Here is a 17,229-nt window from a genome sequence, read left to right on the forward strand (position 1 = left end):
CTGTCCGACCGGCGGCCGGGCGGACAGGTGACGAGTCACCGGCCGACGGTGCCCAGCCGGGCCCGCCCGCGCCGCAGCAGCAGGTACATCTCGCAGCCCAGGCAGTAGCCGAACGCCGCGTTCAGGAAGGCCGCGCCGAGCGCGAAGGCGGTGGCCAGCAGGCCGAGCCAGGTCAGGCCGGTGAGGTAGCCGACGGTGCCGACGACGGCGAAGCCGAGGCCGACCGCCTGCGCGAACCGGGGCGGCCTGGCATCCTCCAGCTCGGTCGGCGGTGTCAGTCGGGGCCGGACCAGGACGCGGTAGAGCCAGCCGTACGGCGAGTACTGCAGCCCGATCAGGGCGCCGACCGCGAAGACGGCGGCCTGGGCGGCGAGCAGCCACCCGTTGCCGGTGATCAGGACGGCGGCGAGCACGAGGGAGGTGAGCACGGCGGCGAAGCGCGGCCCGCGCGGGTCGATCTGCATGGGGACTCCAGGAAAAGGGGGACGAGCGGGCTGACGGCGGGTCAGCGACAGCTGCTCGTGGTCGCCCGGCACAGGTCGACCACCCGACGGCGGGTCAGCCTCGTGGAGTCCATGGCCGCGATGGTACGCCCCCTGGCCGGGACGGTGGTGAGATGCCGCACACTGGAGCGATGACCGGGTTGCTGGTGTGTGCCGTGGTGCTCGTGCTGGCGAGCGGGTTCGGCCTGCTCCGGGCCCGGCGGGACGGGAGGCTGCGGGTGCGGGCGAAGGACGGGGCGGTGGTGCTGACCACCGGGGACCTCGGGGCGGAGTTGGGGGAGCGGGCCACGCTGGTGCAGTTCTCCAGCGCGTTCTGCCAGCCGTGCCGGGCGACCCGGCGGGTGCTGGCCGAGGTGGTGGGTCTGGTGCCGGGGGTGGCGCACGTCGAGGTGGACGCCGAGGAGCAGCTCGATCTGGTCCGCCGGCTGGACATCCTCCGGACGCCGACCGTGCTGGTGCTGGACGCGGGCGGCCGGGAGGTCCGCCGGGCCTCGGGTCAGCCGCGCCGGGCGGATGTGATCGCCGCGCTGGGCGAGGCGATCTGACGCAGTCTCCGCCGGCCGCTGCAGCGCGAAGTGGGCAGGGCGGCCAGGGCATCTGAGGGGTCGTCCGACCCCGTCCGGCCAGGTGAATCTGTCAAGACCGTTCAATCTCACAGTCGATCTGCCGCCCGGTCGGGGGGCAGGCGGCCCGGCCTGGGGCAGGATGGGGCGCAGACGGCAGTGCGGCCGTTCCGGGCCCTCCGTGGCCAGGGGCGACGCGGGGTGCGGAGCACTCGACCGGGCTTCGGCAGAGCTAAGCTACTGGCCAGTAGTGACGGCTAAGCTACTCGCGAGTATGCTGCCAGCAAGTTCCGGACGGGCACAGGAATCCGCTGCCCGGAGCGGGTGCGTGACGAGTTCGCGCCCGCTTGCACAGCCGCAGCCGCCGGACGAGACCAGTACAGGAGACAGGCCGTGAGCTTGAGGATCGTTGTCTGTGTGAAGTACGTGCCCGACGCGACCGGTGACCGTCGCTTCGCGGACGACACCACCACCGACCGGGACGCCGTGGACGGCCTCCTGTCGGAGCTGGACGAGTACGGCGTGGAGCAGGCCCTGCGCATCGCCGAAACCCACGGCGACGCCGAGGTCACCGTCCTGACGGTGGGCCCCGACGACGCCAAGGACGCCCTGCGCAAGGCCCTGTCCATGGGCGCCGACAAGGCCGTCCACGTCAACGACGACGACATCCACGGCACCGACGTGATCGGCACCTCCGCCATCATCGCCAAGGCCCTGGAGACCACCGGCTACGACCTCGTCGTGTGCGGCATGGCCTCCACCGACGGCACCATGGGCGTCCTGCCCGCCCTGCTCGCCGAACGCCTCGGCGTCCCCCAGGCCACCCTGCTCTCCGAGGTCACCCTCGACGGGACCACGGTGACCGGCCGCCGCGACGGCGACGCCGCCACCGAGCAGATCTCCGCCCCGCTGCCCGCCGTCATCTCCGTCACCGACCAGTCCGGCGAAGCCCGCTACCCCTCCTTCAAGGGCATCATGGCCGCCAAGAAGAAGCCGGTCACCTCCCTCGACCTCGACGACCTCGGCATCGACGCCGACACCGTCGGCCTCACCGGTGCCTGGACCGCCGTCGAGACGATCACCGCCCGCCCCGCCCGCACCGCCGGCACCATCGTCAAGGACGAGGGCGAGGGCGGCAAGGCCCTGGCCGCCTACCTCGTCGAGCAGAAGTTCATCTAACCCCACACGCGTTAGCGCATCCAACGATCGATCAGGAGCAAGAAATCATGGCTGAGATCCTGGTTCTCGTGGACCACGCCGACGGTGTGGTCCGCAAGCCGGCCCTCGAACTGCTCACCCTGGCCCGCCGCATCGGCGAGCCCTCGGCGGTCGTCCTGGGCGCCGGTGCCGCCGCCACCGACATCGCCGCCAAGGCCGCCGAATACGGCGCCGCCAAGGTGTACACCGCCGACGGCGCCGAGTTCACCGACCAGCTCGTCGTCCCCAAGGTCGACGCGCTGACCCAGATCGCCACCGCGGCCAACGCCGGCGCGGTGCTCGTCACCTCCTCCGGCGAGGGCAAGGAGATCGCCGCCCGCGTCGCCCTGCGCCTGGGCTCCGGCATCATCACCGACGCCGTCGACCTCGAAGCCGGCACCGACGGCAGCCCCGTCGCCACCCAGTCGGTGTTCGCCGCCTCCTTCCAGGTCAAGTCCAAGGTCTCGCACGGCACCCCGGTCATCACCGTCAAGCCCAACTCCACCACCCCGGAGGCCGCCCCGGCCGCCGGCACCGTCGAGACCGCGAGCGTGGAGTTCACCGGCAACGCCGCCACCGTCACCGCCCGCACCCCCCGCGTCTCCTCGGGGCGCCCCGAGCTCACCGAAGCCGCCATCGTCGTCTCGGGTGGCCGCGGCGTCGGCGCAGCCGAAGGCTTCGCCGTCGTCGAGGACCTCGCGGACGCGCTCGGCGCGGCCGTCGGCGCCTCCCGCGCCGCCGTCGACGCCGGCTGGTACCCGCACACCAACCAGGTCGGCCAGACCGGCAAGCAGGTCTCCCCCCAGCTGTACGTCGCGGCCGGCATCTCCGGCGCCATCCAGCACCGCGCCGGCATGCAGACCTCCAAGACCATCGTCGCCATCAACAAGGACCCCGAAGCCCCCATCTTCGAACTCGTCGACTACGGCGTCGTCGGAGACCTCTTCACCGTCCTCCCCCAGCTCACCACCGAGGTCAAGACCCGCAAGGGCTGAGACCGACCGGTACCAGCGGAGCCCCGTCGGAAATTCTCCGGCGGGGCTCCGCCGTGTCCGGCTATGCTTCCCCCGTGTACCTCTCCGATCCGCACTGACGGGCCGTCAGCCGCCCACACCGCGCACCCTGCTGAGCAGGGGCGGCCGGTGGGGCAGGCCACGCCCCCGTCGTGCCCACACGCGCCCGGCTGAGCTTCGGCGCGCCTGTTCATCGGAGATCACCCCATGTCACGCCCCTCCCGGGGCAGCGCTTCCTATCGCGCTGTCCTCACGCTTCCGCACGCCCCGAAGCTCTTCACCGCCGCGATGCTCGCCCGGCTCAGCTACGGCGTCATCGGCCTGCCGCTGCTGCTCGCGCTGTACGAGGGCACCGGCTCGTACGCCGTGGCGGGCACCGTCGCCGGTCTGTTCGGACTGGTCACCGCCCTGCTCGGGCCCGCCCGGGCCCGGCTGGTGGAGCGCCGGCCAGGCGCGCTGACCTGGCTGTCCGTCAGTTACACCCTCCTGCTCGCTGCGCTGGCCACGGCCTGCGCCGTCCACGTGCCCAGCCCGCTGCTCGCCGCCCTCGCGGTGCTGACCGGCGCCTTCCCGCCGCCCGTCGGCCCGTTGATGCGCACGCTCTGGGGCAGGCTGGCGGCCGACGAGGCGCAGCGGCAGTCCGCGCTGAGCCTGGACACGGCGGCGGAGTCCACCGTCTTCGCGCTCGGCCCGCTGCTCGGCGGCTTCCTGGTCGCGGCGCTCGGGGCCCCCGCCGCCGTCGGGGCCTGCACGCTGCTGGTGCTGGTCGGTTTCGGCCTGCTGGCGTCGGCCCTGCGGGGTGCCTCGATGAGCGTGCGCCCCGCGGCGAAGCGCTCCGGAAGTCCCTTGCGGGCGAAGGGATTCGGGCCGCTGCTGCTGCCCGTGCTCGGGACGGCCGCGGCGTTCACCGTGTTCGAGATCGCGATCGTGGCGGCCCGGGGCACCGTGACGGCGGGCGTGCTGACCACGCTGTTCGCGGTCGGCGGCGTCCTCGGCGGGCTGGTCTACGGCGGGTACCGGTGGCGCGGTGCGCTGCGGCACCGGCCGGTGCTGCTCGTCGCGGCGGCCGCCTGCTGCTACGCCGTACCCGCCCTCGACGTGCTGCCCGCCACGGCGGCGGCGGCGCTGTTCGCGGGTGCCTGCGCGGACGTGCTGCTGATCACCGCCTACCAACTCGTCGAGGAGCTCGTCCCCGAGGGGTCCAGGACCGAGGCGGGCGCGTGGGTGAACACCGCCTACAACCTGGGGTCCGCGTTCGGCGCGGCGGCCGGGGGTGTGCTGGTCGACCGGGCCGGGCCGACCACGGCGTTCGGCGGGACGGCCGGGGCGCTCGCGTGCTGCGCGGTGGTCGGGGCGGTGCTGGCGCTGGGCACGGTCCGGCGCCGTACGGCCCCGGCGGCTGCCTGACCGGCGGCCCGGCCCGGCGGTAGAGTCCCGGCCATGGGACTGCTGACGGCACTTGAGGGCGGCCACGGCGACGCCGCCGACGCGCTGCGGATCGACGGACGGCCGCTCTCCTGGGAGCAACTGCTGGGCGCGGCAACGGCGGTGGCCGACCGGGTGGCGGGGGCACCGGCCCTCGCGGTGCTGGCCGGGCCGACCGCCGAGACCGTGGTGGCCACCGTCGGCGGGCTGCTGGCGGGCGTCCCCGTGGTGCCGCTGCCACCGGACTCCGGGCCCAAGGAGCGCGCGCACATCCTGCGCGACTCGGGCGCCACCCTGTTGGCGCTGCCGGTCGGGGCGTCGGCGCCGGACGGGATCGAGCCGCTGCCGGTGGAGCTGACGGCCCGTTCGAGCAGCACGTACGCCGAGCCGGGGGTGGAGGGCACGGCCTTCGTGCTCTACACCTCCGGCACCACCGGGGCGCCGAAGGGCGCGGTGATCCGGCGCGGTGCGGTCGCCGCCGACCTGGACGCGCTGGCCGCCGCCTGGCAGTGGACCGCCGAGGACACCCTGGTGCACGGGCTGCCGCTGTTCCACGTGCACGGGCTGGTGCTGGGGGTGCTGGGCGCGCTGCGCACCGGCAGTCGGCTGGTGCACACCGGCCGGCCCACGCCGGGGGCGTACGCGAAGGCGGGCGGCAGCCTGTACTTCGGGGTGCCGACCGTCTGGTCCCGGATCGCCGCCGACGAACCGTCGGCACGGGCGCTGGCCACCGCCCGCCTGCTGGTCTCCGGCAGTGCCCCGCTGCCGACGCCGGTCTTCGACCGGATCGCCGCGCTCACCGGGCAGGCGCCGATCGAGCGGTACGGCATGACCGAGTCGCTGATCACCGTCTCCACCCGCGCGGACGGCGAGCGCCGCCCCGGCAGCGTCGGGCTGCCGCTGGACGGTGTCCGGACCCGGCTGGTGGCCGAGGACGGCGGCCCGGTGCCACCGGACGGCGAGACGGTCGGCGAACTCCAGGTCGCCGGGCCGACGTTGTTCAGCGGCTACCTCAACCGGCCGGACGCCGACGCCGAGTCGTGGACCGCCGACGGCTGGTTCCGCACCGGGGACGTGGCCACCATCGGCCCGGACGGCTTCCACCGGATCGTCGGCCGGGCCTCGGTGGACCTGATCAAGAGCGGCGGCTACCGGATCGGCGCGGGCGAGGTGGAGGCCGCGCTGCGGGACCACCCGGCGGTGGCCGACGCGGCGGTGATCGGCGCGCCGGACCAGGACCTGGGCCAGGCCGTGGTGGCGTTCGTGATCGCCGACGGGGCGGTGACGGGGGATCAGCTGTCCGCCTTCGTGGCCGAGCGGCTCTCGGTGCACAAGCGGCCCCGCCGGGTGGTGCTGGTGGACGAGCTGCCCAGGAACGCGATGGGCAAGGTGCTCAAGAAGCAGCTGCTGGAGCTGAGCTGACGCTTCGTCAGCAATATGACCTGTGCAGGTCAGAAGATCCGGGTGTGCGGCTGACACATGCCGCACGGCCGGGAACCGACACCCGTACGGGCGGACAGGCATGGGCCGGGCCGTGGCGGGGGACCACCTCGATGGCGCGGACTGGGCTGGGCCGGCAGGGCGGCAGAAGGCGGGGACACTGTGATCGTCTGGGTCAACGGCACGTTCGGAGCGGGCAAGACGAGTGCCTGCCGGGAGTTGGTCGAGCTGCTGCCGGGCAGCGTGCTCTACGACCCCGAGTTGGTCGGCTACGGCCTGCGGCACATCCTGCCCGCGGACCGGATGGCCACCGTCTCCGACTTCCAGGACCTGGCCTCCTGGCGGCGGCTGGTGCCCGAGGTGGCGGCCGCCCTGCTGGCCGAGGTGCCGGGGCCGCTGGTGGTGCCGATGACCCTGCTCCGGGAGGACTACCGGGACGAGATCTTCGGCGGGCTGGCGGCCCGGGGGCTGGCGGTGCACCACTTCGTCCTGGACCCTGCGGAAACGATCCTGCAGGAGCGGATCGAGAACCGGGACGACTGCCCCGGCGACCCGCCGGCCAGCGCCCGGGTCCGCGCCTGGTGCCGGGAGCACCTGCCCCAGTACCGGCTGGCCCGCCGCTGGCTCAGCAGAGACGCCCAACTGGTCGACACCGAGGGCCTGACCCCGCGTCAGACCGCCGAACACCTCGCCGCCCTGGTCAAGGACGGCGTCGCGGTCTGCCCGATCGTGCAGAGCGCCGACACCACCGGCGACACCGTGGCCGCCGCCGTCCTGCTCTTCGACGACCAGGACCGGGTGCTGCTGGTGGACCCCGTCTACAAGCCCGGCTGGGAGTTCCCCGGCGGCGTGGTCGAACGCGGCGAGGCACCCACCGACGCGGCCCTCCGGGAGACCACCGAGGAACTCGGCCTCCGGCTGGAGCCCACCGCCCTGCGCCTGCTCGCGGTGGACTGGGAGCCGCGCACCGGCCCGCGCCGGGGCGGTTTGCGTCTGATGTACGACGGCGGACACCTGGACGCACACGCCCGGAGCGCGCTCCGGCTCCCGGCCGAGGAACTGCGCGGCTGGCGCTTCGTCACCCTGGACGAGGCCGCCACCCTGCTCCCGCCGACCCGCCTGCGCCGGCTGGCCGCCGCCCTGGACGCCCGGGTCAGCGGTGAGCTGCGCTACCTGGAGGCGGGGCTCCGGGCAGCGGTTGGCGCTCCCACGCCGAGGTAGCTGCGCGGCGAGAACCCTCGGCGGCATCTGGCCCCGCTACGGATGGGAACCGGCCGAACTGGTCGGCCGCCCGGTCTGGTGGTATCCCCGGACACACTGGACCGACCCCGCCCCGGAACACCGGCTCGGTGAACGCCACGACGGGCTCCGGCGCGTGCTCGGCGAGGAGCTGGACCTGCTCTGACAGGATGGCCGGGTGCCCTTCACGCTCAGCCACCCGGCCGCCGTGCTCCCGCTGTTGGACGGCACCCGGGCGCGCGGCCCGCTGATCGCGGCCGGGCTGGTGGCCGGGTCGATGGCACCGGACGTACCGTTCTTCGCCGACTCGCTGCTGCGCGGCTGCTACGGCTTCGGCGCCGTCACCCACCGCTGGTGGGCCGTCCCGACGGTGGACGTGCTGATCGCGGGCGGGCTGACCTGGTGGTGGTACGGGCTGGTCCGCCCAGGGCAGTACGACCGCGGGGGATACGGCTGGTTCGCCGTCTCCGCCGCGATCGGCGCTGCCACCCACGTCGGCTGGGACTCCTTCACCCACGAAGGCCGGGCCGGGGTCCGCGCCTTCCCCTTCCTGAACACCGAGTTGGCGGGGCTCCCGCTCTACACCGCGCTCCAGTACGGCAGTTCGGCGCTCGGCCTGGCCCTGCTCGCCCGCCACCGACCGGCCGCGCCCGCGCTGCCCCGGACCGCCGTCGCGGGTCTGGCGCTGGCCACGGCCGCGGGGGTGCTGCACCGGCTGGCCCGCCGGGAGCGCGGCCTGATCGCCGAGCTCTGCTTCGGCGCGGGCGCGGGCCTGGCCGCCGGGCTCACCGTGCACGCGCTCGGCGTGCGGGCGGCCCGGCGGGCCAGGGGTCAGGAGGGCGAACCGGCCTTCAGCGCCGCGTAGTTGCGGAGGAAGAGGGCCTCGGTCAGGGCCATCCGCTCGAGCTCCGAGGGGTCGACGCTCTCGTTGACGGCGTGGATCTGGGTGGTGGGGTCCTCGACGCCGATCAGGATGATCTCGGCGGTGGGGTAGAGGGTGTGCAGGGTGTTGCAGAGCGGGATCGAGCCGCCCTCGCCGGAGGCGACCATCGGGGTGCCGAAGGCGTCCTGCATGGCGGCGCCCATCGCCTCGTAGGCCGGGCCTGTGGTGTCGGCGCTGAACGGGCTGCCGCCGCCGAGGCGTTCGACCTCGGCGTGGGCGCCGAGCGGGACGGCGGCCAGCAGGTGGGCCTCCAGGGCCTCCTGGGCGGTCCCCAGCTCCATGCCCGGCGGGATGCGCAGGCTGACCCGGGCCCGGGCGGTGGAGTGGACGGAGGAGGTGGCGCCGATCACGGGCGGGGCGTCGATGCCGAGGACGGTGACGGCCGGGCGGGCCCAGAGCCGGTCGGCGACCGTACCGGTGCCGGTCAGGGCGGTGCCCTCGAGCACCTTGGCGTCGGCCCTGAACTGCTCCTCCGGGTACGCGACTCCGGGCCAGACCTGGTCGGACCGCAGGCCGTCCACGGCGACGTCGCCGTGCTCGTCGTGCAGCGAGGCGAGCACCTTGATCAGCGACTGCAGGGCGTCGGGGGCGGCGCCGCCGAAGGCCCCGGAGTGCAGGTTGCCCGCCAGGGTGGTGACGGTGACCGCGGCCTCGGTGATGCCGCGCAGGGTGGCGGTGACGGTCGGCAGGCCGGGGGCGAAGTTGCCGGTGTCGCCGATCACCACGACGTCGGCGGTGAGCAGTTCGGGGTGGGCGTGGGCGTACTGCTCCAGGCCGCCGGTGCCCTGCTCCTCCGAACCCTCCACGATCACCTTGAGCCCGACCGGGAAGCCGCCGTCCACCTGGCGCAGCGCTCGGAGGGCCGTCAGGTGCATCAGGATGTTGCCCTTGCAGTCGGCCGCGCCGCGCCCGTACCAGCGGCCGTCCCGCTCGGTCAGCTCGAAGGCGGGGGAGTGCCAGCCGGCTTCGTCCAGCGGCGGCTGCACGTCGTAGTGCGAGTACAGCAGCACCGTCGGCGCGCCCGCCGGGCCCGGCAGTTCGGCGTAGACCGACTGCGTGCCGTCCGGGGTGTCCAGCAGCCGAATCCCCGTCAGGCCCTCGGCGGCGAAGGCGTCGGCGACCCAGCGGGCCGCCTTCTCGCACTCCTCGACCGGGAACTGCCGGGGGTCGGCGACGGACTGGAAGGAGACCAGTTCGGCGAGCTCGGCCTTGGCCCGCGGCATCAGGGATCGGACGGCCGCGGCCAGGGACTGCTGAGTCATCGGTTCGCTCCGGTGGTGTGCGGATGAAATGGTGCTGTTCGGGATGGATCGATCATAGGCCCGCCTCTTTGCCCCGGGCTGGCTCCGCACCTGCTCATCGGCACTAGGATTGCTGTCCGTGACTGACTCCGGTAGCTCCCTCGGCCAGGACCGTATCGACCCGCCCGCCGCGCCCGGGCCGGACGCTGACGAAGTGTCGGACGGGCCAGACCCGTTGGCGGGTGTCTGGGACGTCGTGGTGGTCGGCGCCGGTCCGGCCGGGGCCTCCGCCGCGTACGGCGCGGCCCGGCAGGGGCGTCGGGTGCTGCTGCTCGACAAGGCCGAGCACCCCCGCTACAAGACCTGCGGCGGCGGCATCATCGGCCCGTCCCGGGACAGCCTGCCGGAGGACTTCAAGCTCCCGCTACAGGACCGGGTGTACGCCGTCACCTTCGCGCTCGGCGGCCGCTTCACCCGCACCCGGCGCTCCAAGCGGATGCTGTTCGGGTTGGTGAACCGGGACGAGTTCGACCTGCGCCTGGTGCAGTCGGCCGAGCAGGTCGGCGCGGTGCTGGTCACCGGCGTCACGGTGGCCGGGGTCGAGCAGCCGGCCGGCGCCGGCCGCACCGTCACCGTGACCACCTCGGACGGCCGCCGGATCGAGGCCCGCGCGGTGGTCGGCGCGGACGGCAGCGCCAGCCGGATCGGACGGCACGTCGGGGTGACCTTCGATCAGATCGACCTCGGGCTGGAGGCCGAGATCCCGGTCCCCGAGTCGGTGCTGCGCTACTGGCAGGGCCGGATCCACCTGGACTGGGGCCCGCTGCCCGGCTCCTACGGCTGGGTCTTCCCGAAGACCGAGTCCGGTTCGCTCACCGTCGGGGTGATCTCCGCGCGCGGAGACGGCGAGGCCACCAAGGGCTACCTCGCGGACTACATCCGGCAGTTGGGCCTGTCCGGCTTCACCCCGAGCATCGAGTCGGGCCACCTGACCCGGTGCCGGGCCGAGGACTCCCCGCTCTCCCGGGGCCGGGTGCTGGTCGCGGGCGACGCGGCCGGGCTGCTGGAGCCGTGGACCAGGGAGGGCATCTCGTACGCGCTGCGCTCCGGCCGGCTGGCGGGCGAGTGGGCGGTGAAGATCGCCGAGGCGGACGGTTCGGCGGACGTCCGGCGGCAGGCGCTGAACTACGCTTTCGCGATCAAGGCGGGCCTGGGCGTCGAGATGCGCGCGGGCAAGGTCATGCTGGGCGCCTTCGAGCGCCGGCCGCACCTGTTCCACGCCGCCGTCTGCCTGGTCGGACCGGCCTGGCGGGCGTTCGCCCGCACCACCCAGGGGCACACCACCTTCGCCCAGATCATGCGCGACTACCGTGCGGCCCGCCGGCTGGCCTCGATCGCGTCCCGCTGACGACGGTGGCCTCCTCCCGTCCGGGAGGAGGCCACCGTGCTCATGCTGGTGCGGCTCAGTAGCCGACCGCCTCGTACCGGCCGGTCTCGCGGTCGCGGAACACCCGGCCCGCCTTGCGCAGCTGTTCGAGGTCGCGGCGGACCGTGCGCGGGTCCGGGTGCTCGTAGTACGTCTCGCGCGCGCGGGTCCAGTCCCAGGTGCCGCCGCCCTTGCGCATGGCCTGGAACAGCTGCTCCCTGCGTTCGTTCGCGGACTTCGGTGCTTCGTTGTGCTCGTCGGTCATGAGGTCATTCTCTCGTGCCGGAGGGGATGCGTGCGCCCGCCGGGGTCAGGGCAGCCGGAGATCGACGTACGGCACCGTGTCCCCGGGCAGCAGATACCGCTCCTTCTCGACGAACCCCTGCGCCTCGGCGAACCGCAACCCGTCCCCGTTGGACTCCAGCACCACCGTCTCGATCACCCCCGCACCGAGCGACCGCGCGTACGCCAGGGTGTGCGCGAACAGCCGCGCGCCGATCCCCTGCCGCCGGTACGCCGGCAGCACCCGGGCGATCACGGTGGCGGTCCCGTCTGCGGGCGGCCGCACGGTCGAGCAGCCGACCAGGCTGTCCCCGAGGTACGCGACCTCGAGCCGGTTGCGCCCGGCCCGCTCGCGGATCTCGTCGAGCGACAGCGGGTCGGTCGGAATGATCAGATTGTGCACGTACTGCCAGTCCCGGAGACCGACATCACCACGCACCGGCTCGAAGCGAAGGTCGTCCATCGCAGCAGGAAACCCCGCCCACCCCGACCCGTCAACCACCTTTCGCCCCCGGAGCCGCCACCCATGAACGCCCCGCTCCCCGACGAGCACGCCCGCTACGCGGCCTACCTGGCGGCCTTCGCGGCCGTCCGACCCGAGGACGAGTTCGCCCTGGTGGCCACCGTGCTGCGCGACCCAGACCAGTCGATGGCGGAGTCCGCGGTGATCGAGCACATCGGGCACCGGGCGGCAGCCCTGCACGCCGGACCGGCCTTCGGCGCCTGGGCCGAGCAGATGGCCGCCGCGGTCGACCGGTACCCCTTCGCGCACCGGCGGATCCAGGAGTGGTCGCTCTGGTCGGCGGTGGCGCTCGACACCCCGTGGGACGCCGCCACCCTCGCCGAGGCGTCGAACTGGCTGCAGCTCCGGGTCGCCGAAACCGTCGCCTCCCGCGAGGCCCTGGCCGTGCTCGCCGAATCTGGACGGACCCGCCGGATCCGCAACATCGCCACCTCCCGCAGCCGGGCCCGCACCCTCACCGCCGTCGACAGCCACCGGGGCCGCTGACCGTCCGGCTGGCGGTCCGTCAGCGGGTGAGCTGCTGCGTACCGGCCCCGGGTCAGGTGCGGAGTTGGTCGCCGAGGGGGCTGCGGGCGTAGAGGACGAGGCGGCCGCTGCGGGTGCGGGTGACCAGGCGGGTGGCGTGCAGGACGGTGAGGTGTTGGCTGACGGCGCCGGGGGTGACGCCGAGGCGGGCGGCGAGTTCGGTGGTGGAGGTGGGTTCGTCGAGGAGGGCGAGCAGGCGGGCTTTGGGGGCGCCGAGGAGGAGTTCGAGGGCTTCGGGGGCGGGTGGGGGCTGGGGGGAGGGGGCCATGGTGGCCTGGCCGCGGGTGGGGTAGACGATCGAGGGCGGGTACTCGTCGCTGATCGAGGTGACGGCGCCGCGGACGAAGCAGCTGGGGGAGAAGACCAGGCCGCGCCGGGCCACCACCACCTCGGCGTCGCCGGAGGCCCAGTCCCGGTGGATGGTCAGCACGCCGTCGGCCCAGTCCAGCCGGCCGTCCAGGTCGGCGAACAGCGCGGCCGCGCCGCGTTCGGCGAGCATCCGGGAGCGGTGCAGGATGTCGGCCTGCAGGGCCGAGCGGGCCCGCGGCCACCAGGCGGGGGCGAGGCAGCGGTCCCAGTACGCGGCGAGGGCGTCGGCGATCTCGGCGAGCAGCCCGGCCGGGTCGGCCGCCAGGCCGGCCGCGAGCGGTGGGGGCAGCCGCCGGTCGTGCGGCAGGTGGGAGCGGGCCAGCTCGGTCGCCAGCCGTTCCGGCGGCAGGGCCCGGACCAGCGCGAGTTCGCTGCGGAAGTCCGGGAACGGGGTGGCCGGACGGGGCGTCAGGAAGTCCGGGACGTACCGGTTGGAGGCCACCAGGGAGCGGAGCAGCGGGGCCTGCGGGAGCCGTTCGAACTCCGGCCGGATCAGCTCGAACCAGGCGGTCTGGGCCGGGTGGTAGGTGCCGGGGTGGGTCCAGATCCGCAGGCTGAGCACGGCCTCCTGGAGCGGGGAGCAGGCGAAGGCGGCCGAGGCCAGGTCGTCCAGTTCGAGCTGGAAGCGGTGCATTCGTCCTCCCCGGGGCCTGAGCACTCGTCAGGCATAGCCTAAATGAGTACCGGCCCCGGGCCGTCGGCGGTGGGATCAGCTCATGACCGCCACCTCCGAGGCCACCGCGCCCGCCCCTGCCCGAAACCGGCTGCTGCACCCCGACCCGACGGTGCGCCGCCTGGCCCTGATCACCCTGCTGAACTGCCTGGGCAACGGGCTGACCATGACCCTCGGAGTGCTGTTCTTCACCCGGGTGCTCGGCTTCGGCGCCGTCCAGGTCGGCACCGCGCTGACCGCCGCCGGTCTGTGCGGGGTGCTGGCGGGGGTGCCCGCCGGGCGGGCCGCCGACCGCTGGGGCAGCAAGCGGGTGCTGGTGGTGTTGGTGGCCGGGGAGGCGCTCGGTGTCGCCGCGTACACGCTGGTGCACTCCTTCGCGCTGTTCGTCCCGCTGGCCTGCCTGGTGGCCGCGCTCGACCGGGGCTCGGCCGCCGTCCGCAGCGCGCTGTACGCCGAGGTGCTGCCCGCCGACAAGCGGGTGGCCGGCCGGGCCTACCTGCGGGTGGTCACCAACGTCGGGATCGGCGCGGGTACGGCCGTCGCCGCCCTCGCCCTGCACGTGGACACCCGGGGCGCGTACGTGACGGCGCTGCTGGCGGACGCGGTCAGCTACGTCCTGGTCGCGCTGATGTACGTCGCGCTCACGGTGCCGCCGAGGGTCAAGGCTCCGTCCGTGCCGGGCGAGCGGAAGGGCAACCCCGCACTGCGCAACCGGCCGTTCCTGGCGGTGACCGTGCTGAACGGGCTGCTCGGCCTGCAGTTCTCGATGCTGGAGGTGGGCGTGCCGCTCTGGGTGGTGGAGCACACCGACGCGCCCCGGGTGCTGGTCGCCGTCTCACTGATCGTCAACACCGTGCTGGTGGTGCTGCTCCAGGTCCGCGCCACCCGGGGCACCGAGGAGCCGACCGCCGCCGCCCGGATCTTCCGCCGGGGCGGCCTGCTGATCGCCGCCTCCTGCCTGCTGATCGGCCTGGCCCACGGCCTGCCCGGCTGGCTGGCCGCCGTGCTGCTGATCGCCGGGGTGGCCTGCCAGACGTTCAGCGAGATCTTCTGCCAGGCGGCCGGCTGGGCGCTCAGCTACGACCTGGCGGGCGACGGCAACCACGGCTCGTACCAGGGGGTCTTCAACTCAGGGCTGGCCGCCGCCCTGATGCTCGGCCCGGTGCTGGTCACCACGGTGGTGATCACCAACGGCCTGTTCGGCTGGATCCTGCTCGGCGCCCTGATGCTGGCCGCCGCCGTCGCGATGCCGCCCACCGTCCGCTGGGCCCAGCGCACCAGGCCGCCGGCCCCGGTCACCCCGTGACGACGGGCAGCTCCCGGCAGTACGGCCGGTCCGCCGCGCGGAGCTCGGTCAGCGGACCGGCCGCCCGGAGCACCACGTCGAGCACCTCGCCCGGATCGCAGGCGTAACCCCCGCTGGCCCAGGCCGGGTTGGCCTCCACCACGGCCCAGCCACCGCCTGCCAGCAGGCCGACGTCGACCACCACCGCACTGGGCAGCCCGGCCGCACCCGCCGCCAGCAGGTCGGCGGCGAACGCGGCCACCTCCCGGTGCAACGGGTCCTCGGCCAACGGCGCCACGTCCAGCTCACCGTCGACCGCGTACCGGCTGCCGGTCCGCACCACGCCGTCCAGCACGAACAGCCGGTACTCCCGACGGAACGTCACCACCTCGCTGACCAGCACCGGCTGGTCGTCCGGCAGGGCGTCGGGCCCCGGCAGGCCGGAGCCGTCCTGGTAGACCCGGGCCGCGAACAGCTTGTCGGACGGCGGCTTGCAGAACGCCCGCCGGCGCAGCGCCCTGGCCTCGGCGAGGGGCAGCAGCTCGACCGAACGGCGGGTCAGTTCCCGGGGCAACTCGGCCAGCCAGCCCGGCAGTTCCTCCAGCGCGGCCACCCCCAGCTCCCGCCCGACCGCATCGGCGTACAGCGGGCCGCCGTACAGGTGCACCAGCGGCGGTACATCCTGCGGCGCCCGCCAGCCGGTCGCGGTGCGGGCGGGCAGGCCGCGGGCGTGGGCGGCGGTGAGCAGTTGCAGGCCGGTCTCGTTGATCCGGGGCGCGAGCAGCAGCAGTCGGTCGGTGAACATGGGCCCGATGCTGCCGCAGCCGCCCCGGCCGGACCAGCGGGTTTCTCCCGATCGACCTGGTGGGGCCTCTGGCCCGGAGGCGGGTGGGCATGTCAGAGTCCTGTCCGGGCGGGCCCACCGGTCCGTTCCGCGCCACCCTCAGCCGGAAAGCAGGAGTTTCGCGATGACCCGCGAGGTACCTTTCGTCCGCGTCAGCACCGCCGATGCCGTGACCACCCTGGAGCTGGACTCCCCGCACAACCGCAACGCCCTGTCGAGCAGGCTGATGGCCGAGCTGACGCAGGGCCTGGCCGAGGCGGCGGCCGATCCCGCCGTACGGGCGGTGGTGCTCGGGCACACCGGGAAGGTGTTCTGCGCCGGGGCGGACCTGACCGAGGCGACCGGGGCGGACCCGACGGTGGGGCCGCGCGGACTGGTGGACCTGCAGCGGGCGATCGTGGACTGCCCCAAGCCAGTGGTCGCGCTGGTGAACGGGCACGTCCGGGCCGGCGGGCTCGGGCTGCTGGGCGCCGCTGACCTGGTGGTGGCCGGGCCGCTGGCCACCTTCGCGTTCACCGAGGTCCGGCTCGGCCTGGCGCCCGCCGTGATCTCGCTGCCGCTGCGCCCCAAGCTGGACCCGCGCGCCGCCTCCCGCTACTACCTCACCGGCGAGACCTTCGACGCCGCCGAGGCGGCCCGGATCGGTCTGATCACCGAGGCGGCCGACGACCCGTCAGCCGCCGCGAAGGTGCTGCTGGACGCGATCCGGCTGGGCTCGCCGCAGGGCCTGGCCGAGAGCAAGCGCCTGGCCAACGCCGAGGTGGTGGCCTCGTTCGAACGGGACGCGGACGAGCGGGTGGCCCAGTCCGCCCGGCTGTTCGGCTCGGCCGAGGCGCAGCAGGGCATGCGGGCGTTCCTGGAGCGCCGACCCGCTCCGTGGGCGGAGTAGTACCGTACCGAGCATGATCGACAAGGGGCTGGACGACCAGGGTTTCATCGCGCGCGAGGGTTCGCTCGACCGCGTGCAACCGGCGTTCAGCCCCTTGGCCGAGGCAGCGCGGCAGGGGATCGCCGACACCTTCGGCCCGGACCGGCTGCACAGCGGCTACCTGTACGGCAGCATCCCGCGCGGCACCGCCCGCCCCGGCCGCTCCGACCTGGACCTGCTACTCGCCCTGCACCGGCCGCCAACGGAGGCGGACCGCGCCGACGCGGACGCCCTCGAAGCCGCGCTGGACGCCGGGCACGGCATGATCGACGGCGTCGGCATCCTGCTCTTCGACACCTCGACTCTGCTCAGCGAGCTCGAACGGCACGACCTCGGCTGGTTCCTGGCCTGCCTGTGCACCCCGCTGCTCGGCCCCGACCTGGCCACCGAGCTGCCCCGCTACCGGCCGACCTCGCTGCTGGCCCGGGAGACCAACGGCGATCTGGCGCTCGCGCTGCCCCGCTGGCGCGAGAGCAGCGCCGATCCGCGTGCCCTGAACCGGGCCGTGGCCCGACGGCTCGTCAGGACCGCGTTCACCTTGGTGATGCCCCGGTGGGCCGGGTGGACCAGTGATCTCACCCGCTCCGCCGAGATCGCCGGCGGCTACTACCCGGAGCGGGCCGGGCAGCTGCGCACCGCCGCCGAGGTCGCGCTCGCGCCGACCGGGGACCGGGAGGTGCTGCGGATGTTCACCGAGGACCTCGGCCCGTGGCTGGCGGCCGAGTACGCCGCCGTGCACGGGGTGAAGGCGGCCCGGCCCTGACCTGGTGTGAGCTTGCTCCCTCCCGGTGTTACCGACCGGTCAGGACC

18 protein-coding genes are annotated in these 17,229 nt (G+C 74.2%); 12 read left to right on the forward strand and 6 right to left on the reverse strand.

Annotated features, from left to right (window positions below):
- Positions 1-35: 35 nt before the first annotated feature.
- Positions 36-464, reverse strand: a complete 429-nt coding sequence (locus F4556_RS31060) for a DUF4395 domain-containing protein (RefSeq protein WP_184921988.1) — start codon at positions 462-464, stop codon at positions 36-38.
- Positions 465-634: 170 nt separating this feature from the next.
- On the opposite strand from F4556_RS31060, the gene F4556_RS31065 reads away from it, so the two are divergent.
- The 7 genes from F4556_RS31065 to F4556_RS31095 all read left to right on the forward strand — a co-directional run bounded on the left by F4556_RS31065 (position 635) and on the right by F4556_RS31095 (position 8,245).
- A complete protein-coding gene (locus F4556_RS31065) occupies positions 635-1,048 on the forward strand; it encodes a thioredoxin family protein (protein WP_184921990.1) in 414 nt (137 codons plus the stop codon).
- A gap of 411 nt (positions 1,049-1,459) precedes the next feature.
- Positions 1,460-2,245 (forward strand): electron transfer flavoprotein subunit beta/FixA family protein, encoded by a 786-nt coding sequence (locus F4556_RS31070; protein ID WP_184921992.1) that lies wholly within the window; start codon positions 1,460-1,462, stop codon positions 2,243-2,245.
- A 47-nt stretch (positions 2,246-2,292) separates the two neighbouring features.
- Positions 2,293-3,258, forward strand: coding sequence for an electron transfer flavoprotein subunit alpha/FixB family protein (locus F4556_RS31075; RefSeq protein ID WP_184921994.1), 966 nt, complete (start codon positions 2,293-2,295; stop codon positions 3,256-3,258).
- 225 nt (positions 3,259-3,483) lie between these two features.
- Complete coding sequence (locus F4556_RS31080; protein WP_184921996.1) at positions 3,484-4,683, forward strand: MFS transporter; 1,200 nt, start codon at positions 3,484-3,486, stop codon at positions 4,681-4,683.
- Between the two features lie 33 nt (positions 4,684-4,716).
- Positions 4,717-6,123, forward strand: a complete 1,407-nt coding sequence (locus F4556_RS31085; RefSeq protein ID WP_184921998.1) for an acyl-CoA synthetase — start codon at positions 4,717-4,719, stop codon at positions 6,121-6,123.
- A 180-nt stretch (positions 6,124-6,303) separates the two neighbouring features.
- Entirely contained in the window at positions 6,304-7,362 is a 1,059-nt protein-coding gene (locus F4556_RS31090; protein WP_184922000.1) for an NUDIX hydrolase, read from the forward strand.
- 196 nt (positions 7,363-7,558) lie between these two features.
- Complete coding sequence (locus F4556_RS31095; protein WP_184922002.1) at positions 7,559-8,245, forward strand: DUF4184 family protein; 687 nt, start codon at positions 7,559-7,561, stop codon at positions 8,243-8,245.
- Here the strand turns inward: F4556_RS31095 and F4556_RS31100 are convergent.
- Positions 8,212-9,585: a dipeptidase gene (locus tag F4556_RS31100; RefSeq protein WP_184922004.1), complete on the reverse strand. Its 1,374-nt coding sequence runs from the start codon at positions 9,583-9,585 to the stop codon at positions 8,212-8,214. The two genes, F4556_RS31095 and F4556_RS31100, sit on opposite strands and share 34 nt — an antisense overlap.
- 118 nt (positions 9,586-9,703) lie before the next feature.
- Here F4556_RS31100 and F4556_RS31105 point away from each other — a divergent pair, with 118 nt between their 5' ends.
- Positions 9,704-10,972, forward strand: a complete 1,269-nt coding sequence (locus F4556_RS31105) for a geranylgeranyl reductase family protein (RefSeq protein WP_184922006.1) — start codon at positions 9,704-9,706, stop codon at positions 10,970-10,972.
- A 55-nt stretch (positions 10,973-11,027) separates the two neighbouring features.
- On the opposite strand, the gene F4556_RS31110 is transcribed toward F4556_RS31105, so the two are convergent.
- Together F4556_RS31110 and F4556_RS31115 are read right to left on the reverse strand one after the other, a co-directional pair.
- Complete coding sequence (locus tag F4556_RS31110; protein ID WP_184922008.1) at positions 11,028-11,255, reverse strand: hypothetical protein; 228 nt, start codon at positions 11,253-11,255, stop codon at positions 11,028-11,030.
- A 45-nt stretch (positions 11,256-11,300) separates the two neighbouring features.
- Complete coding sequence (locus tag F4556_RS31115) at positions 11,301-11,735, reverse strand: GNAT family N-acetyltransferase (RefSeq protein WP_184922010.1); 435 nt, start codon at positions 11,733-11,735, stop codon at positions 11,301-11,303.
- Positions 11,736-11,798: 63 nt separating this feature from the next.
- Between F4556_RS31115 and F4556_RS31120 the strand changes: the two genes are divergently transcribed.
- Positions 11,799-12,281, forward strand: coding sequence for a hypothetical protein (locus F4556_RS31120; RefSeq protein ID WP_184922012.1), 483 nt, complete (start codon positions 11,799-11,801; stop codon positions 12,279-12,281).
- A gap of 52 nt (positions 12,282-12,333) precedes the next feature.
- On the opposite strand, the gene F4556_RS31125 is transcribed toward F4556_RS31120, so the two are convergent.
- Positions 12,334-13,323, reverse strand: a complete 990-nt coding sequence (locus F4556_RS31125; protein ID WP_184922014.1) for an ArsR/SmtB family transcription factor — start codon at positions 13,321-13,323, stop codon at positions 12,334-12,336.
- An 82-nt stretch (positions 13,324-13,405) separates the two neighbouring features.
- On the opposite strand from F4556_RS31125, the gene F4556_RS31130 reads away from it, so the two are divergent.
- On the forward strand, positions 13,406-14,668 hold the full coding sequence (locus F4556_RS31130; protein ID WP_184922016.1) for an MFS transporter: 1,263 nt from the start codon (positions 13,406-13,408) through the stop codon (positions 14,666-14,668).
- Here the strand turns inward: F4556_RS31130 and F4556_RS31135 are convergent.
- A complete protein-coding gene (locus tag F4556_RS31135; RefSeq protein ID WP_184922018.1) occupies positions 14,658-15,452 on the reverse strand; it encodes an ATP-grasp domain-containing protein in 795 nt (264 codons plus the stop codon). The two genes, F4556_RS31130 and F4556_RS31135, sit on opposite strands and share 11 nt — an antisense overlap.
- A gap of 163 nt (positions 15,453-15,615) precedes the next feature.
- Between F4556_RS31135 and F4556_RS31140 the strand changes: the two genes are divergently transcribed.
- The gene (locus F4556_RS31140) at positions 15,616-16,380 is read left to right on the forward strand and encodes an enoyl-CoA hydratase family protein (protein WP_184922020.1); all 765 of its coding nucleotides are present in this window, start codon (positions 15,616-15,618) and stop codon (positions 16,378-16,380) included.
- A gap of 13 nt (positions 16,381-16,393) precedes the next feature.
- Positions 16,394-17,182 (forward strand): nucleotidyltransferase domain-containing protein, encoded by a 789-nt coding sequence (locus tag F4556_RS31145; protein ID WP_184922022.1) that lies wholly within the window; start codon positions 16,394-16,396, stop codon positions 17,180-17,182.
- Positions 17,183-17,229 lie beyond the last annotated feature (47 nt).

Source organism: Kitasatospora gansuensis, from assembly GCF_014203705.1.
Lineage (GTDB): Bacteria > Actinomycetota > Actinomycetes > Streptomycetales > Streptomycetaceae > Kitasatospora > Kitasatospora gansuensis.

Excerpts from the sequence above, each read along its gene's own strand:
- F4556_RS31085 (WP_184921998.1), top strand. The coding sequence starts at position 4,717 with ATGGGACTGCTGACGGCACTTGAGGGCGGCCACGGCGACGCCGCCGAC.
- F4556_RS31120 (WP_184922012.1), top strand. The coding sequence starts at position 11,799 with ATGAACGCCCCGCTCCCCGACGAGCACGCCCGCTACGCGGCCTACCTG.
- F4556_RS31145 (WP_184922022.1), top strand. The coding sequence starts at position 16,394 with ATGATCGACAAGGGGCTGGACGACCAGGGTTTCATCGCGCGCGAGGGT.
- F4556_RS31130 (WP_184922016.1), top strand. The coding sequence starts at position 13,406 with ATGACCGCCACCTCCGAGGCCACCGCGCCCGCCCCTGCCCGAAACCGG.
- F4556_RS31075 (WP_184921994.1), top strand. The coding sequence starts at position 2,293 with ATGGCTGAGATCCTGGTTCTCGTGGACCACGCCGACGGTGTGGTCCGC.
- F4556_RS31065 (WP_184921990.1), top strand. The coding sequence starts at position 635 with ATGACCGGGTTGCTGGTGTGTGCCGTGGTGCTCGTGCTGGCGAGCGGG.
- F4556_RS31060 (WP_184921988.1), bottom strand. The coding sequence starts at position 464 with ATGCAGATCGACCCGCGCGGGCCGCGCTTCGCCGCCGTGCTCACCTCC.
- F4556_RS31125 (WP_184922014.1), bottom strand. The coding sequence starts at position 13,323 with ATGCACCGCTTCCAGCTCGAACTGGACGACCTGGCCTCGGCCGCCTTC.
- F4556_RS31080 (WP_184921996.1), top strand. The coding sequence starts at position 3,484 with ATGTCACGCCCCTCCCGGGGCAGCGCTTCCTATCGCGCTGTCCTCACG.
- F4556_RS31135 (WP_184922018.1), bottom strand. The coding sequence starts at position 15,452 with ATGTTCACCGACCGACTGCTGCTGCTCGCGCCCCGGATCAACGAGACC.
- F4556_RS31115 (WP_184922010.1), bottom strand. The coding sequence starts at position 11,735 with ATGGACGACCTTCGCTTCGAGCCGGTGCGTGGTGATGTCGGTCTCCGG.
- F4556_RS31110 (WP_184922008.1), bottom strand. The coding sequence starts at position 11,255 with ATGACCGACGAGCACAACGAAGCACCGAAGTCCGCGAACGAACGCAGG.
- F4556_RS31140 (WP_184922020.1), top strand. The coding sequence starts at position 15,616 with ATGACCCGCGAGGTACCTTTCGTCCGCGTCAGCACCGCCGATGCCGTG.
- F4556_RS31100 (WP_184922004.1), bottom strand. The coding sequence starts at position 9,585 with ATGACTCAGCAGTCCCTGGCCGCGGCCGTCCGATCCCTGATGCCGCGG.